The 14712-nt window shown below is 59.3% G+C and carries 18 protein-coding genes; 3 read left to right on the plus strand and 15 right to left on the minus strand.

Annotated features, from left to right (window positions below; genetic code table 11):
- Positions 1-69 precede the first annotated feature (69 nt).
- A complete protein-coding gene (locus NHU87_RS13380; protein ID WP_253549014.1) occupies positions 70-273 on the minus strand; it encodes an SPOR domain-containing protein in 204 nt (67 codons plus the stop codon).
- Positions 274-494: 221 nt separating this feature from the next.
- Between NHU87_RS13380 and NHU87_RS13385 the strand changes: the two genes are divergently transcribed.
- Positions 495-857 carry an NUDIX hydrolase gene (locus tag NHU87_RS13385; protein WP_253549016.1) on the plus strand — a complete coding sequence of 121 codons (363 nt, stop codon included), beginning with the start codon at positions 495-497 and terminating at the stop codon, positions 855-857.
- A 44-nt stretch (positions 858-901) separates the two neighbouring features.
- Here the strand turns inward: NHU87_RS13385 and NHU87_RS13390 are convergent, their stop codons facing one another.
- The 8 genes from NHU87_RS13390 to NHU87_RS13425 all read right to left on the minus strand — a co-directional run bounded on the left by NHU87_RS13390 (position 902) and on the right by NHU87_RS13425 (position 8554).
- On the minus strand, positions 902-1675 hold the full coding sequence (locus NHU87_RS13390; protein WP_253549025.1) for a 1,6-dihydroxycyclohexa-2,4-diene-1-carboxylate dehydrogenase: 774 nt from the start codon (positions 1673-1675) through the stop codon (positions 902-904).
- Between the two features lie 213 nt (positions 1676-1888).
- Positions 1889-2902 (minus strand): benzoate 1,2-dioxygenase electron transfer component BenC, encoded by a 1014-nt coding sequence (benC, locus tag NHU87_RS13395; RefSeq protein WP_253549027.1) that lies wholly within the window; start codon positions 2900-2902, stop codon positions 1889-1891.
- 10 nt (positions 2903-2912) lie between these two features.
- Positions 2913-3401 carry a benzoate 1,2-dioxygenase small subunit gene (gene benB / locus NHU87_RS13400; RefSeq protein WP_253549029.1) on the minus strand — a complete coding sequence of 163 codons (489 nt, stop codon included), beginning with the start codon at positions 3399-3401 and terminating at the stop codon, positions 2913-2915.
- Positions 3398-4762, minus strand: coding sequence for a benzoate 1,2-dioxygenase large subunit (benA, locus tag NHU87_RS13405; protein ID WP_253549031.1), 1365 nt, complete (start codon positions 4760-4762; stop codon positions 3398-3400). Before benA ends, benB begins: the two co-directional genes overlap by 4 nt.
- Before the next feature lie 279 nt (positions 4763-5041).
- On the minus strand, positions 5042-6001 hold the full coding sequence (locus NHU87_RS13410) for an AraC family transcriptional regulator (RefSeq protein WP_301271444.1): 960 nt from the start codon (positions 5999-6001) through the stop codon (positions 5042-5044).
- A 119-nt stretch (positions 6002-6120) separates the two neighbouring features.
- A complete protein-coding gene (catA, locus tag NHU87_RS13415; RefSeq protein WP_253549033.1) occupies positions 6121-7050 on the minus strand; it encodes a catechol 1,2-dioxygenase in 930 nt (309 codons plus the stop codon).
- 54 nt (positions 7051-7104) lie between these two features.
- A complete protein-coding gene (gene catC / locus NHU87_RS13420) occupies positions 7105-7395 on the minus strand; it encodes a muconolactone Delta-isomerase (protein WP_007895545.1) in 291 nt (96 codons plus the stop codon).
- Between the two features lie 10 nt (positions 7396-7405).
- Positions 7406-8554 carry a muconate cycloisomerase family protein gene (locus tag NHU87_RS13425; RefSeq protein WP_253549035.1) on the minus strand — a complete coding sequence of 383 codons (1149 nt, stop codon included), beginning with the start codon at positions 8552-8554 and terminating at the stop codon, positions 7406-7408.
- Positions 8555-8681: 127 nt separating this feature from the next.
- On the opposite strand from NHU87_RS13425, the gene NHU87_RS13430 reads away from it, so the two are divergent.
- Positions 8682-9572 carry a LysR family transcriptional regulator gene (locus NHU87_RS13430; RefSeq protein WP_253549037.1) on the plus strand — a complete coding sequence of 297 codons (891 nt, stop codon included), beginning with the start codon at positions 8682-8684 and terminating at the stop codon, positions 9570-9572.
- Positions 9573-9720: 148 nt separating this feature from the next.
- On the opposite strand, the gene NHU87_RS13435 is transcribed toward NHU87_RS13430, so the two are convergent.
- From NHU87_RS13435 to NHU87_RS13455, 5 genes are all read right to left on the minus strand, one after another.
- Positions 9721-9972 carry a DUF1652 domain-containing protein gene (locus tag NHU87_RS13435; RefSeq protein WP_253549039.1) on the minus strand — a complete coding sequence of 84 codons (252 nt, stop codon included), beginning with the start codon at positions 9970-9972 and terminating at the stop codon, positions 9721-9723.
- A 134-nt stretch (positions 9973-10106) separates the two neighbouring features.
- Positions 10107-11006, minus strand: a complete 900-nt coding sequence (locus tag NHU87_RS13440; RefSeq protein ID WP_253549041.1) for a polysaccharide deacetylase family protein — start codon at positions 11004-11006, stop codon at positions 10107-10109.
- A gap of 343 nt (positions 11007-11349) precedes the next feature.
- On the minus strand, positions 11350-11508 hold the full coding sequence (locus NHU87_RS13445; protein ID WP_253549043.1) for a hypothetical protein: 159 nt from the start codon (positions 11506-11508) through the stop codon (positions 11350-11352).
- Between the two features lie 72 nt (positions 11509-11580).
- Positions 11581-11892, minus strand: a complete 312-nt coding sequence (locus NHU87_RS13450) for an AzlD domain-containing protein (protein WP_253549544.1) — start codon at positions 11890-11892, stop codon at positions 11581-11583.
- Positions 11892-12590, minus strand: a complete 699-nt coding sequence (locus tag NHU87_RS13455; protein ID WP_032830637.1) for an AzlC family ABC transporter permease — start codon at positions 12588-12590, stop codon at positions 11892-11894. The genes NHU87_RS13450 and NHU87_RS13455 overlap by 1 nt, the downstream gene beginning before the upstream one ends.
- A 136-nt stretch (positions 12591-12726) precedes the next feature.
- Between NHU87_RS13455 and NHU87_RS13460 the strand changes: the two genes are divergently transcribed.
- On the plus strand, positions 12727-13113 hold the full coding sequence (locus NHU87_RS13460) for a DUF2784 domain-containing protein (protein ID WP_253549546.1): 387 nt from the start codon (positions 12727-12729) through the stop codon (positions 13111-13113).
- 15 nt (positions 13114-13128) lie between these two features.
- Here NHU87_RS13460 and NHU87_RS13465 read toward each other — a convergent pair whose 3' ends face one another.
- On the minus strand, positions 13129-14706 hold the full coding sequence (locus NHU87_RS13465) for a sensor domain-containing diguanylate cyclase (RefSeq protein ID WP_253549045.1): 1578 nt from the start codon (positions 14704-14706) through the stop codon (positions 13129-13131).
- Positions 14707-14712: the final 6 nt, after the last annotated feature.

Here is a 14712-nt window from a genome sequence, read left to right on the forward strand (position 1 = left end):
CGCGGCCGAATGCAGGCTCGCGGGCTCGGCAGCTGCTACAACGCCCCGGCGTACCGGGGCTTCAGCGCACTATTTGTCTGATTTGTGACTGCGCGACGTTTTACCCGACCGGGCTCTGTAGCCGGGAAGCGAAGCCGCATAAGCCAGTGCCTCCTCTCTGCTGCCAAAGGCACCAAGCCGATCACCTTTGGTGCAAACCCGCCAGGGGCCATTGTTCACACTGAGTACGTCATAGCCGTTCATGTGCATTTTGTTCAGCATCGGAACGCTCATAGTCACCTCCATTCGGCAGTGATAGTTCTGGATCGACTTCATTACCTTACACCCGACCTTTACTGAAATGCCAACCAGACGTCGCGTCAGGATTCCGCCATTCAAATCGCACTTTCAGCGAGCGTATCGACTCCAACCCTTGAAGCAGACACTTCAATGGACTTCAGTCTGAATATTGCATTTTTATGACTGTTTTGTGACAGGCAGCAGTCGAGTAATCCATGAAAGTACGTGCAACAGTCATTTGCGAGCAGGATCGGCATATCCTCCTGGTGCGCAAGCCCAAGTCTCGCTGGACCTTGCCCGGCGGAAAAGTAGAGCCCGGCGAAACCGCTGCGGGCGCGGCCTTGCGAGAGCTTTACGAAGAAACAGGACTTGGGGTCGACGGCCTGCTGTACCTCATGGAGCTGGAGACAACCAGCACCCGGCATCATGTATACGAGGCGTCGGTCGTAAGCCTGGCAGTGGCTCGGCCACAGAATGAAATCTTCGACTGCATCTGGTATCCGTTGGACGCCGTCCACAACCTGAATATAAGCGACGCCACGCTCAGAATCGTCAAAGCGTTCCAGCGCCGCTTGTAGGTCACCGGTATTCAGGCTTTAGCCGACGTCACCTAGCGAGCTACTCAGCCCAAGTCACCACCACCGACCGGCATGACCATGCCGGTGATGTAGGAGGCTTCATCGCTGGCCAGAAACAGAATAGCGCTTGCCTGTTCATCCAGCGTGCCGTAGCGCTTCATCAAACTGCTGTCGAGGGTCTGGTCGACAACTTGTTGATACCAGAGCTTTTCCTCGGCGCTTTGTTGCGCGGTGTTGCGCGGGATCAGTCGTGGCGGCGCTTCGGTGCCACCGGGGGCGGTCGCGTTGACCCGCACGCCACGACCGGCCGTTTCGAACGCCAGACAAGCGGTCAGCGCATTGACCCCGCCCTTCGCCGCACCGTACGGCACGCGATTGATGCTACGGGTCGCGATGGATGAAACGTTGACGATGGCGCCGCTGCCTTGTTCGAGCATGAACGGCAGCGCGGCGTGGCAACACCACAGTGTCGGGAACAACGAACGGCGGACTTCGGCCTCGATCTGCGCCTCTTCATAGTGCTCGAAAGGCTTGGCCCAGATCGTGCCACCAACGTTGTTGACCAGCACATCGAGGCGATCAAAACGTTCGACAGCGGTGCGCATCACCCGGCTGCATTCGCTGTATTGCTCAAGGTCGGCGGTCATAGCGAGTACCTGACTGGTTGCCGCCAGTTGCTGCTGCACGTCGAACACCAGATCGGAGCGGTCGACCAGAATCAACCGCGCACCTTCGGCGGCCATGCGTTCAGCCACGCGCCGGCCGATGCCTTGGGCGGCACCGGTAATCAGCGCGACTTTTTCGTGGAATCTGTTCATGTGTACCTCGTGGGGATGGCCGGTCAGTTAGTCCTGTGGAAGCGAACCAGTGTGGCGAGAAGCCCAATGCCGGTTAGTTAAGATGCAGAACCTGTGGGAGCGAGGCTTGCCCGCGAAGAACGATTACGCGTAATACCTGAAAACCGCGGTGCATTCTTCGCGGGCAAGCCTCGCTCCCACAGGATTTTCATCGCTCAAATCCCCCGGCCCGGCTCAAGCCGCGCTGGCGGCAAATTTCTCGTAGTAGAAGTTCACCGGCGCAATGCCTTGTTCGCGGATGTACTGGCTGACTGCCTCGACCATCGGCGGCGGGCCGCACAGGTAGACGTCGATGTCGCCATCGTTCAAATGCCGTGGCTCGATGTGTTGGGTCACGTAACCCTTGAGCGGGTGCCGGCTGTCGGGATTGGCCACGCAGGCGCTGAAGCTGAAGTTCGTAATGCGCGCGGCGAAGGCCTCAAGTCGATCGAGTTCCACCAGGTCGAAATCGTTGGTCACGCCGTAGATCAAATGCAGCGGATGTTCGCTGCCCTGCTCGGCGATTCTCTCCAGCATCGCCGTAAACGGTGCCAGACCGGTGCCACCGGCCAGCAGCAATAACGGACGGCGGATGTCGCGCAAATAGAAGCTGCCCAACGGCCCGGCCAGGCTCATGCTGTCGCCGGCCTTGGCCATGCCGGTCAGGAAACTGCTCATCAAGCCGCCGGGCACGTTGCGAATCAGAAAACTCACCTCGCCGTCACGCTGCAACGAGCTGAATGAGTAAGCGCGGGTCTGCTCGCTGCCGGGAACCCCGAGGTTCACATACTGACCCGGCAGAAACGCCAGTTTGCTCAAGGCTTCGCCCTTGATCGACAGCGCGATGGTGCTGTCGGACAACTGCCGCACGGCGCTGATAGTCGCGTCATAACTGGCCTGACGGGTGCGGCAGACATCCGATGAAACCGGCACCCGCACTACGCAATCGCTCTGCGCGCGCATCTGGCAAGTCAGGACAAAACCCTGTTGCGCTTCATCGGCGCTGAGGGCGTCTTCGATGTAGTCCTCGCCCAAGTCGTAGCGGCCGGCCTCGGCGAAGCACTTGCAGGTTCCGCAAGCGCCGTCGCGGCAGTCCAGGGGAATATTGATGCCCTGGCGATACGCGGCATCGGCCACGGTTTCCCCGGCATTGGCGTCGATGAATCGGGTGACGCCGTCTTCAAAATTGAACGCAATGGAATGAGTCATGACCGCCGCCTCAGAGGTGGTAAACATCAATGACCTGGCGAACGTAGTCGTTCTTCAGGATCACTTTCTTGGCCAGGATCAGCGGGTTTTCACCGCGCACATCCAGGGTGTAGAAACTGCTGCCGAAATAGCTGTCGACGGTCTTGTAGCGAAAGCTCAGGGTATGCCAGTTGAAGCGCACCTTGCACAGCCCGTCGGCCTGTTCGATCAGCTCGATATTGCTAAGGTTGTGCGAGGTGCGGGTGTCCGGGACGCTGGCGCTGGAACGCTCGGTCTTGATGCGGAAGATGCGGTCTTCCAGGCCCGTGCGGTTGCCGTACCAGATCAGTGAAATTTCCCGCTGCGGGTCTTCCGTCAGCTCGTCGTTGTCGTCCCAGGACGGCATCCAGAATGTGGCGTTCGGTGCATACAACTCCAGCCAGTCGTCCCATTGCTTGTCATCGAGGTAGCGCGCTTCGCGGTAAAGAAAGTCGCGCACGGCTTCATAAGTAATGGTCATTGCACGGCCTCCACGGCAATCAGTCCGGACTGTTCAGCGGCCAATGCCTTGAGCATCGTCTGCTGCCAGTATTTGTGTTGCAGCACGAACAGGCCTTCGTCTTCGGTACGCACGCCGCTGAGCAGCGGATGCAGGTCGATTTCCTTGGCCGCGTCATCGGCGCCTTCCACCCAGTGCTCGGCGCCACGGGACATGTCGTTCCACGCGGTGACGCTGCCCTGATAACCCGTCTGGCAGGAGCGAAACTCTTCCAGATCATCCGGGGTGGCCATGCCGCTAACGTTGAAGAAATCCTCGTACTGCCGAATCCGGCTCGAACGGGCGTGGTCGCTTTCGCCTTTGGGAGCGATGCAGTAAATGGTGATTTCGGTGCGGTTGACCGAGATCGGCCGGGCGATTCGAATCTGCGAGCTGAACTGGTCCATCAGGTATACGTTCGGGTACAGGCACAGGTTGCGCGAGTTCTCGATCATCCAGTCGGCGCGAGCCTGGCCGAAGTCCCGTGCCAACTCGTCGCGACGCTCGTACAGCGGACGGTCCTCGGGGTTGGACCAACGGGTCCAGAGCAGCATGTGGCCCTTGTCGAAGGAGTAGAAACCACCGCCCTGCTTGGCCCAAGTGCCGGCGCTCATGGTCGGATTGCAGTCGCCGACTTCGCGTTGCTTGCGCTGGTTCTGGGTCGCCGCGTAGTTCCAGTGCACCGAGCTGACGTGATAACCGTCGGCACCGTTTTCGGCGGTGAGTTTCCAGTTGCCTTCGTAGATGTAGCTGGAGGAACCGCGCAGCACTTCCAGGCCATCGGCGGATTGATCGACGATCATGTCGATGATCTTCGCCGACTCGCCCAGGTGCTCTACCAACGGCACCACGTCGGCCTTGAGGCTACCGAACAGGAAACCGCGATAGGATTCGAAACGCGCGACCTTGGTCAGGTCGTGGGAGCCTTCGCAATTGAAGCTCGCCGGATAGCCGGCCGCTGCCGGGTCCTTGACCTTGAGCAGCTTGCCGGAGTTGTTGAAGGTCCAGCCGTGGAAGGGACAGGTGTACGAACTCTTGTTGCCGGTCTTGTGCCGGCAGAGCATCGCGCCACGGTGGCTGCATGCATTGATGAAGGCGTTCAATTCACCGTCCTTGTTGCGCGCGATGAAGATCGACTGACGCCCCATGGTGGTGGTGTAGAAATCGTTGTTGTTGGGGATCTGGCTTTCGTGGGCGAGGTACAGCCAATTGCCTTCGAAAATGTGTTCCATCTCGAGGTCGAACAGTCGCGGATCGGTGAACATCTCGCGCTTGCAGCGATAAATGCCCTGCTCAGGGTCTTCTTCGAGCAGGGAGTGAAGGTATTCAGGTCGCAGGGTCATGGCCGCCGCCTCCATTGTTTTTATTCAGGCAGGGCCATGCTAGGACGAGGGGATGGGGCGGACTATCCGCGGGGTGCAGACCTGTATCCGTTTTGTGCAACGGTTAATACGCACGTTCACGTAGCAGCTGTCGAGCCTGCGAGGCTGCGTTCGAGTGCGTAGCGCTCGCTAAGGAACAATGCGGTCTGCCTGACATACCGTGCGAGTCATTTTGCGAGCGCTACGCACTCGAACGCAGCCTCGCAGGCTCGACAGCTGCCACAGGTGCTTTGCGGTGTTTCAGTGGCGGCGCTTGAGGGTATCCGATGGCAATTCGCCGAACTGTTTGCGGTAGCTGTCGGAGAACCGGCCCAGGTGCAGGAAGCCGTAATCCATGGCCACTTCCGTGACGTTGCGCACGATGCAGGTCGGGTCGCTCAGGTTGGCGTGGATGCGTTCGAGCTTTTTCTGCCGGATGTAGTTTTTCGGCGTGTCCCCCGCGTTGCGTTCGAACAACCCATACAGCGAACGCAGGCTCATCCGCGCCTGGCGCGCCAGTTCTTCGCTGTCGATGTCCTGCTTGAGGTTGCACGCGATGTAATCGACCAGCGCCTCGAACGTCGCCGAGGGTGAGCCGGGGTCGGTGCGGATGACGTTGGTCTTCATCAGGCCAAGCATCTTGCTGACAACGATTTGCGCATAGTGCTCCTGCACCCGGGGAATCTGCTCGGTGGCTTCGGCTTCCTGGCAAATCATCGCCAGCAGACCAACGAATCCTTCCAGTTCATTGAGCTGATAACGGTTCTCCAGAAACCGTATACCCTGCCCCGGGTACCGCCAGCGCTGCTCTTCGCATACCGACTCCAGCAGCCGCGTGGGGACTTTCAGAATGAATTTTTCGCAATCACTGGAATAGGTCAGATCCACCGGATCGTCGGGGTTGATCAGCAGCAATTCGCCGGGGGCGAAGTAGTGTTCCTGGCCATGGCCACGCCACAGGCAGTTGCCGCGCAGCAGCACTTGCAAGTGATAGATGCTGTCGAGTGCATGGGAGATAACCCGCACGCTGGCGCCGTAACTGATGCGGCACAGGTCGAGACTGGCGAACTTGCGATGATCGAGGCTGGCCAGCGGCCGGCCGGCCCTGGGCATTTGGAGGCAATGATTGCCGACATGCTGATTGACATAGCCCGACACCGCGTAAGGGTCGGCGTGGTCGAAGACTCTGCTGCGATGACTCAACAATTGCGCTTGCATCATCGGATCACTCTCATTGTTGTTATCGGTGGCGCCGCCATTCTAGTGCCCTGGCCGAAACACAGAAGGCCACGAGATAAACGGTCGGTTATCTCGTGGCCCGGTTCGGCTGGGTGAGGATATCAGTCCTCGAGCGCGCGAACCCGTTCATGGCGTTGCTGTTCCTCAGGCTGGGCAGACGACTGCAGCGTGAAGTCAAAATCGATTTCGGCAAAACGCCCGCTCACGCCGTGAGCCGCCGCTCGCTGCGGGTCATCGCTGAAGGTGATTTTGGCAATCAGCTCATCACGGGTGGCATAGGCAAAATCGTCATGCAGGTACTGATCGCCATCGAGGTTGATCTGGGTGGTCAGGTGACGATGATCCGCTGCCGAAATAAAGAAGTGAATGTGCGCCGGACGCTGACCATGACGGCCCAGTTGATCGAGCAATTGCTGGGTCGGACCGTCCGGCGGGCAGCCGTAGCCCGACGGCACGATGCTGCGAAAACGGTAACGGCCCTCGGCATCGGTGACGATGCGTCGACGCAGGTTGAATTCCGATTGAGTGGTATCGAAGTACGAATAAGTGCCGCCGGTATTGGCGTGCCAGACATCCACCACCGCGCCGGCCAACGGTTCGCCGGCGGTATTCTTGACCTGGCCCTGCATGAACAGCACCACACCCGGATCGACGCCGTCATCCAGCCGCGCTTCGCCTTCCGACAGCGGCGCACCCGCCACATACAGCGGCCCTTCGATGGTCCGCGGTGTGCCGCCAGCCTTGCCGGCCTGCTCGTCTTCGGCGTCCATCAGCAGGTCGAGGTAATGCTCCAGACCGAGCCCGGCCACCACCAACCCCGCCTCTTGACGCGCACCCAGCACGTTGAGGTAGTTGACGGCTTTCCAGAACTCTTCCGGGGTCACGGCCAAGTCTTCGATGATGTTCACCGAATCGCGCAGAATCCGGTAAATCAGTGCCTTGACTCGCGGATCGCCGGCTTCGTTATGCAGACCGCTGGCGTCTTCGAGAAACTTCTGGGCACTGGGAGTGTGGGAAATCTTGACGTTCATTTTGGTGGGTTCCTCATCTTGTAATTATTAGCGTAGCGAACTGACAGGCTGGGTTCAGCGGTCATCCTCGCGAATGGAAGAAGGATGCCGGCACATCGCGGTGACTTCGATCGCCATGTACGGGTACAGCGGCAATTGCATCAGCAGGTCGTGCAGTTCCTGAACGCTGTCGACATCGAACACGCTGTAATTGGCATAGAGCCCGGCGATGCGCCACAGATGACGCCACTTGCCTTGCTCTTGCAGGCGCTGGGCCAGGGCTTTTTCGTCGGCCTTGAGCTGAGCGGCGCGTTCCGGGTTCATGTCGACCGGTAAATTCACAGTCATTTTTACGTGAAACAGCATGATGCCCTCCTCAGGCTTGATGAACGGCAGTAGTTGTCTTGTCCCGACGGAAAAACGCCAGGCGCTCTTCATCCAGAGTCAGGCCCAGCCCCGGTGTTTGCGGAACGTGCAGTTGGAAGTCGCGGTAGACCAATGGCTCGCTAAGGATGTCTTCGGTGAGCAGCAGCGGGCCGAACAATTCCGTGTCCCAGCCCAGTGTGTTCAGCGTGACAAAGGCATGGGCCGAAGCCAGCGTGCCGATACCGCCTTCGAGCATGGTGCCGCCGTACAGGCCAATACCGGCCGCCTCGGCAATCGCGGCGGTTCGCAGCACGGCGCGTGGGCCGCCGTTCTTGGCGATTTTCAGGGCGAATACCGAAGCCGCGCCCTCCCGCGCCAGGTTGAAGGCATCCTCCACGCATTCGATCGATTCATCGGCCATGATCGGCGCCGGGCTCACGGTATTCAGGCGCACCATGCCCGCGCGGTTATTGCGCGAGATCGGTTGTTCGATCAGGTCGATGCCGTTGGTTCCGAGGATACGGCAGGCGCGCAACGCGACCGCTTCGTCCCAGGCCTGATTGACATCGACCCGCACGCTGGCGCGATCGCCCAGCGCCTTTTTGATCGCAATGACGTGGGCCAGATCGCGGTTGACCTCGCCTGCGCCGATTTTCAGCTTGAAGATTCGGTGGCGACGCAGGTCGAGCATTTTTTCCGCTTCGGCGATGTCCTTGGCGGTGTCGCCGCTGGCCAAAGTCCAGGCCACCGGCAGCGTATCGCGAACGCGGCCGCCCAGCAGTTCGCTGACCGGCAGGCCCAGGCGCTTGCCCTGGGCGTCGAGCAAGGCGCTTTCGATACCTGATTTGGCGAAGGTGTTGCCACGAATGCTGCGCTCCAGGCGCAACATCGCGGCATTCACATTGCCGCTGTCCTGGCCAAGCAGCAAGGGCGCGAAGTGTTTGTCGATGTTGGTCTTGATGCTGTCCGGGCTTTCGTTGCCATAGGCCAGACCGCCAATGGTGGTCGATTCACCGACCCCTTCAATACCTTCGGCACAGCGCACACGAATGATTACCAGGGTCTGGTTCTGCATCGTATGCATCGCCAGCTTGTGCGGGCGGATGGTCGGCAAATCGACGATGATCGTCTCGATCGATTCAATGGCAGTTGCACGCATGTCGATACCCGTCAGGTTCTTAAAGTTCTGGAACGGATTCTGGTACGGCTTTTTTCGGGAAGCCAATATAGAATTGGTCTGGCTCGATACCTTAAAGGTATTTAACCGATCAACGTCCGGAGGCCTCATGGAACTGCGTCACCTGCGGTATTTTCAGGTGTTGGCTCAAACCCTCAACTTCACCCGCGCCGCCGAACTGCTGCACATCGCCCAACCGCCGCTGAGCCGGCAGATCCAGCAGCTGGAAGACGAACTCGGGGTGCTTCTGCTGGAACGTGGCCGACCGCTGAAGCTGACCGATGCCGGGCGGTTTTTCCATGAACATTCCACCGCCCTGCTCGAACAACTGGGCAAGGTTTGCGACAACACGCGACGGATTGGTTTGGGCGAAAAGACCTGGCTGGGCATCGGCTTTGCGCCATCGACCCTCTATGGCGTGCTGCCGGAACTGATTCGCCGACTGCGCAGTGGGGAGCCGCTGGCGCTTGAGTTGGGGCTCTCGGAAATGACCACTTTGCAACAGGTGCAGGCCCTCAAGGCCGGGCGCATCGACATTGGTTTCGGGCGAATCCGCATCGACGACCCGGCGATAACCCAGACCGTTTTGACGGAAGACCGGCTGGTCGCCGCCCTGCCCGCCGGCCATCCATTACTGGCCGGGCCGATCAGCCTTCGTGACCTGGCAAAAGAACCCTTCGTGCTCTACCCCGGCAACCCACGGCCCAGCTACGCCGACCATGTGATCGCGTTATTCGAATCCTGTGGCGTGCACATCAACGTGGCGCAATGGACCAACGAGCTGCAAACAGCAATCGGTCTGGTGGGGGCGGGAATCGGGGTGACGTTGGTGCCGGCCTCAGTGCAGTTGCTGCACCGCGACGACATCGGCTTCACCCCGGTGCTGGAAGACAACGCCACCTCGCCGATCATCCTCAGCAGGCGCGTGGGCGATGTATCGCCGGGGTTGAATCATTGTTTGCGGATGATCGATGAACTGCTGCCGCGCGAAGGTTCGTAAATCAGGCCATTACACTGCTGTAGCAGCTGTCGAGCCCCAGCGAGGCCGCGTTCGGCGTAGGAGCTGCCGCAGGCTGCGATCTTTTTGATTTCGAAAATGCCAAAGATCAAAAGATCGCAGGCTTCGCCAGCTCCTACAAAGGAGTGCGTTAAGCCATTACGCCGGCGAGAGCTCGGCGCCCGGCGCGCATTTCGGTGCGAAGTTCTCCGATCAGGTTGGAAATATCGCGGACACTGGTCAATTCATCGGGCGATACGCCGGTAATCAACAGCTCAATCCGCCCGGTGCTGTGATCGAAGACCTTGATCCGCAATGTTTCATCGCGATTCACGGTGCATTCGCAGGACAACGGTTTGAAACCGGACTCCACAATGCTGCACAGCTGGGGAACTGGAACCATGACGAGCGCCCTCGGGGACGGTTTTCCGATTGGATCCACTCAGCGTAGATCAACTTCAATAAACCTGCGCCAGCGAACGCTAACAATTAGTGTTAGCTACTTCTCATTTTGAACAGTTAAGCGCCCGGCATCGTTCAGTGGGTATCTGCGCCCCATAACCAGTGCCAGAGCCCGGGCAACTCAACCGCCTCTGAACTGTCACGGACAGTCCGCGCCATGGCCGCCCGCTGCAGCGCTGCCGTGTCGTCGTAAAACGCTTTCTGCGCCGTGACCAGACCGGTGGCCGTGGCGCTGTCGAGGAGGATTTGCAGGTATTCGCGGGTATGCCGCGCGGTGTAGCGATTCAGGTCGTGAAAGGTCACCACCACCGGAATCACCCCATCCACCGTCGGCAATTCACCGCGGGCGATGCGCTCGCGGACTTCGGACAGTTGCAACAGCATATTGGCCCGCCGACGGGGGCTGGCGTTGAAGCCCCAGATCTTGCCGTCATTGGCGCTCAGGTCGGTTAGCAATACTTGCATGCCATGTTTTTGATAAGCGGCGAAGGTGCGCTTGTCGTAGTTCCAGAAAGGTGGACGCACCAGGGTCGGCGAGGCTTTGCTGATCGCGGCGATGTCTGCGCTGCCATCAGTGAGCGACTGTTCCAGTTCTTGCGGGTCCAGCGAACGATGGTTGGTGTGCCGGCGCGTGGCGGTGTGGAAGCCCAACAGGTGACCTTCGGCGTGTTCGCGACGCATGATCTGTCGACCCGCTTCACTGCCGCCGGCGCGTGAGTCACGGGTCTGCACGAAGAACACGGCTTTAATGTCGGGTTGCAGCGGATTGCGCGCGAGGCTGTCGAGCACGGTGACGGTCGGGTTATAAAAACCGGACGCGCTGGGTCCGTCGTCGAAGGTCAGCAGGAAGCGGATCGGTGCTTGCGTGCGCAGACTTTGTTGCGTCTGCGGCGTCATTTCAATGGGCGCGGCGATGCAGCCCAGCAGGCCGACTGCGATGGCGAACGCGGAGAAAACCTTGACCAACTGTTTCATGTTTTGCCTTGGGCCAGACCTTGCGGTCATCACGTTTAATGGCAAAAACCCCTCGCCCATTCATCCCTCGACCGACCTGCAGATCGCTGCAAGCCGAGGTTGGATAAGGGTACACAGTGTTTGGTTCCAGCGCCCGCTCCCGGACTCGCGTATTGCGCTTACGCGCAACGCGCCATGCCTGGCGCACAAGCAAAAGATCGCAGACTGCGCCAGCTCCTACATTGGAATGGCATACACCCGGTAGGAGCTGCCGAAGGCTGCGATCTTTTGATCTTGCTTGTAAGTGCCCGCAACTAAAAAGCCCCGCTTTCCATGGCGGGGCTTTTGGGTATGTACAAGCCGATCAGGGTTTCAGCGGGCGTTCTTGGTCGCGATCCGACAGCTCTTTACCGTCGTCAGGATGCTTCCAGTCCGGCCTCGAACGCCTCTGCCGCTCGAGCTCTTCCTCCGTCGGTTCATCGATGTCCTCATCCGGGTCCGGACGTGTTGGTTCAGTGGCCATGTCCACCTCCCTTCCTTTCTCAAAAAGATCTGTCATCTGTTTTAAGCGTAGAACAGTTTCGGATGAGACGACTCAGAGCCACCACCGCAGCAAAAAGAAGAACCCCATGCTTAACAACATACTCAGCAAGGTGTTGCGGGTGTAAAGCACCAGGCCCACCGCCACCAGCGAACTGATCAGATAAGGATTGTCCCATTGCAGGTTCAACTGCTTGTCGGGCATGAACACGATCGGCCCGCAGATCGCGGTGAGCATGCCCGGCACCGCGAAACCGAGGAACTGCCGGGCATTGCTGCTCAAGCGCAGCGGCAGTCGAGGCTCGAGAAATACGTAGCGGTTCAGGAATACCAGCAGGCCCATCCCGATAATCACAGCCCAGACCATCATGTGCGCCCCACGTAGAGTTTGTTGCAGATAAAGCCTGCGGTCATGCCCGCCAACCCAGACAGCACCAGCGCCGAGCCCCATTGCCAATAGCTGAACAACACCGAACAGAACAGTGAGACCGCCACGCAGACCACCGTCGGAACGTTGCGCACCACCGGTGTGATCAAGGCGATAAAGGTCGCCGCAATGGAGAAGTCCAGCCCCAGGTGTTCAAGGCCCGGAATGCTGCTGCCCAGCACAATGCCCGCGAGAGTGAAGAGGTTCCAGGCGATGTAAAACGTCAGACCCACGCCCAGGGCGTACCAGCGATTGAACTGCTGTTTGTCATGCTGACTGGTCAGGGCGAACAATTCATCGGTGAGCAAAAAGCCCAGCCCCACACGCCAGCGGCCCGGCAACGGGGAAATCACCGAACGCATGCTCATCCCGTAAAGCAAATGCTGGGAGGTCAGCAACAATGTGGTCAACAGAATCGAAAAGACACCGGCGCCGCCCTTGAGCATGCCGATAGCGACCAATTGAGCCGCGCCGGCAAACACGATGCTCGACAAGCCTTGGCCTTGCAGGGGGGTGAGATTGGCCTCGATGGCCATGGACCCGGCCAGCAGCCCCCAAGGCGCGGTCGCCAGAGACAAGGGCATGATGGCCGCGGCACCGCGAAGGAAAGCGCTGCGCGGCATGAGTGAGTTGGACATAACGCTCTACAACCAGGGAAAGACCCCAGACTGTGCCAGCAGTCGCGGCCAATGGCTTGAACAATCTTGCGCACTTTTGGCGATCATCCGGCGCGAGTACCATGGAACGACTCACATAACGCGCCAGGGCATCGACATGCTCTACCGAATCGCCGCCGACGGGCTGGTCCTGTCTCACTTGTTGTTCATTCTGTTCGTGCTGTTCGGGGGGCTGCTGGTGCTCAAATGGCACCACTTGGCCTGGTGGCACCTGCCCGCCGCCGCGTGGGGCGTGATCGTGGAAGTTTTCCACCTGACGTGCCCACTGACCGATTGGGAAAACCTCATGCGCCATGCGGCCGGGCAAACCGGTTACGGCGGTGGTTTTATTGAACATTATGTGTGGCCGATTATTTACCCGGCCGGGCTGACACCCACGATTCAGCTGGGGCTGGGCAGCGTGGTACTGGCGATCAACGTGCTGATCTACCTGCGGCTGATCCGTTTATGGAAATTGCGGCGTCCGACTCATTCAGGGCAGTAACCGGTCCGGTTGAGTTCAATTGGCAATGACGCTCATGTTCCGGCCACTGGCCTTGGCCACATACAGCGCCTTGTCTGCTGCACCAATCAAGTCTTCCGGCTCGCTCTGCGATGTCTGGTTATAGGCGCAGACCCCCAGACTGACCGTGACGATGCCTTCGGGGCTGCCGCTGTGCTTGATGTCCATTTGCTGAACCGCGCGCCGAATCTTTTCCGCCACCAGAAATGCCCCCACATAATCGGTGCCAGGCAGCACCACCGTAAACTCCTCACCACCGAAGCGGGCAGCAAGATCGCCCGGGCGCTGGATGTTGTCGGTAATGATGGTGCTGAGCTTGCGCAAACACTCATCACCCGCCAGATGTCCGTAGTGATCATTGAAACTCTTGAAATGATCGACATCGATCATCAGCAACGCAAGGCTGGTGTGGGTGCGCCTGGCGCGGCCCATTTCCGCCAGGATGAACAGGTCGAATTGACGCCGGTTGGAAAGCCCGGTCAGTGCATCCTCCAGTGCCAGCAACTTGAGGCTATGGTTGACCTCAATGAGTTTGTCCCGAGCCTCCAGCAATTCGTTCTGAATATTATTCTGCTGCTTCATCACGCGGATCAGGCGATAGCCCAGCACGCCCAGAAACCCCAGCAGCAATGAGACGATGCCCGCAGTGAGTATCGACTCCTGCCGCCAACTGGCCAGGACTTCTTCCTTGTCGAGCGCGGCAAAAATGACAAGCGGATAACCCTCTACCCGCCGAAACCCCACCACCCGCTCCACCCCGTCCACATAGGATTTGACGATGGCCGTTCCGGAATTGCCCTTGGGCAACAACTGGGTAAACAGCGGCCCCTTGGCGACGCTGGTGCCGATATCGGTTTCGTTGAACGGGCGGCGAACGATGATGGTGGCGTCGTCGGCGATCAGATTGACCACCCCGTTACTGCCCATGTCGATGCTGTTGTACAGGTCCAGGAAATGGTTGAGATAGATTGATGCCGCCACCACGCCGGCAAACCGGCCATCGGCGTGATTGATCCTGCGTGACACGGTCATGACCCACTCACCGGTCGAACGACTTCTTATCGATGGGCCAATATGAGGGCCGCGTTCGGGGTGATCACGGTGGTAGATGAAATATTCACGGTCGGAGTTATTGGCATTGGCCCGCACAGCGTTGTTGGAGTTGGCAAGCCAGCTTCCTTCTTCGTCGAAAACGAACAGCCCATGGATCTGCGCCAGTTCACTGCGCTGGGCCTGGAGCAAACGTTGCAGTCTGGGAATTTTCGCGGGGTCCATGCCGTCGTTTTCGAGACGGTCCACCACGGCAAACAGCAGCGTGTCGGCCTGCTTGATCGAGGCCTGCGCCTGTGAGGCCAGGGTTTGCGCCAGATTGGACATCTCCACTTCGCTGCCGCGCAAATGATACTGACGCGCGTTCCAGCCTTCCCCGATCGCAATGGCCGTCATGGACAGGCACACCGCAACGAGCAGGAAGACTGCGTATCGAACCCTTAGTTTCGACTCGACCTGGCCGGGCACCCAAGGCGTAGCGAGCCGGGCGCTTTCAATTCGATCTTTGACGGACGGATGCCCCATGACGCT

This window comes from Pseudomonas mandelii (assembly GCF_024138395.1).
GTDB lineage: Bacteria > Pseudomonadota > Gammaproteobacteria > Pseudomonadales > Pseudomonadaceae > Aquipseudomonas > Aquipseudomonas mandelii_E.

Coding starts and splice junctions, on each gene's coding strand:
- benA (WP_253549031.1), bottom strand. CDS start 4,762: ATGACCCTGCGACCTGAATACCTTCACTCCCTGCTCGAAGAAGACCCT.
- NHU87_RS13385 (WP_253549016.1), top strand. CDS start 495: ATGAAAGTACGTGCAACAGTCATTTGCGAGCAGGATCGGCATATCCTC.
- NHU87_RS13465 (WP_253549045.1), bottom strand. CDS start 14,706: ATGGGGCATCCGTCCGTCAAAGATCGAATTGAAAGCGCCCGGCTCGCT.
- NHU87_RS13410 (WP_301271444.1), bottom strand. CDS start 6,001: ATGATGCAAGCGCAATTGTTGAGTCATCGCAGCAGAGTCTTCGACCAC.
- NHU87_RS13430 (WP_253549037.1), top strand. CDS start 8,682: ATGGAACTGCGTCACCTGCGGTATTTTCAGGTGTTGGCTCAAACCCTC.
- NHU87_RS13425 (WP_253549035.1), bottom strand. CDS start 8,554: ATGCGTGCAACTGCCATTGAATCGATCGAGACGATCATCGTCGATTTG.
- NHU87_RS13450 (WP_253549544.1), bottom strand. CDS start 11,892: ATGGTCTGGGCTGTGATTATCGGGATGGGCCTGCTGGTATTCCTGAAC.
- NHU87_RS13460 (WP_253549546.1), top strand. CDS start 12,727: ATGCTCTACCGAATCGCCGCCGACGGGCTGGTCCTGTCTCACTTGTTG.
- NHU87_RS13435 (WP_253549039.1), bottom strand. CDS start 9,972: ATGGTTCCAGTTCCCCAGCTGTGCAGCATTGTGGAGTCCGGTTTCAAA.
- NHU87_RS13440 (WP_253549041.1), bottom strand. CDS start 11,006: ATGAAACAGTTGGTCAAGGTTTTCTCCGCGTTCGCCATCGCAGTCGGC.
- NHU87_RS13445 (WP_253549043.1), bottom strand. CDS start 11,508: ATGGCCACTGAACCAACACGTCCGGACCCGGATGAGGACATCGATGAA.
- NHU87_RS13455 (WP_032830637.1), bottom strand. CDS start 12,590: ATGTCCAACTCACTCATGCCGCGCAGCGCTTTCCTTCGCGGTGCCGCG.
- catC (WP_007895545.1), bottom strand. CDS start 7,395: ATGCTGTTTCACGTAAAAATGACTGTGAATTTACCGGTCGACATGAAC.
- benB (WP_253549029.1), bottom strand. CDS start 3,401: ATGACCATTACTTATGAAGCCGTGCGCGACTTTCTTTACCGCGAAGCG.
- NHU87_RS13390 (WP_253549025.1), bottom strand. CDS start 1,675: ATGAACAGATTCCACGAAAAAGTCGCGCTGATTACCGGTGCCGCCCAA.
- benC (WP_253549027.1), bottom strand. CDS start 2,902: ATGACTCATTCCATTGCGTTCAATTTTGAAGACGGCGTCACCCGATTC.
- NHU87_RS13380 (WP_253549014.1), bottom strand. CDS start 273: ATGAGCGTTCCGATGCTGAACAAAATGCACATGAACGGCTATGACGTA.
- catA (WP_253549033.1), bottom strand. CDS start 7,050: ATGAACGTCAAGATTTCCCACACTCCCAGTGCCCAGAAGTTTCTCGAA.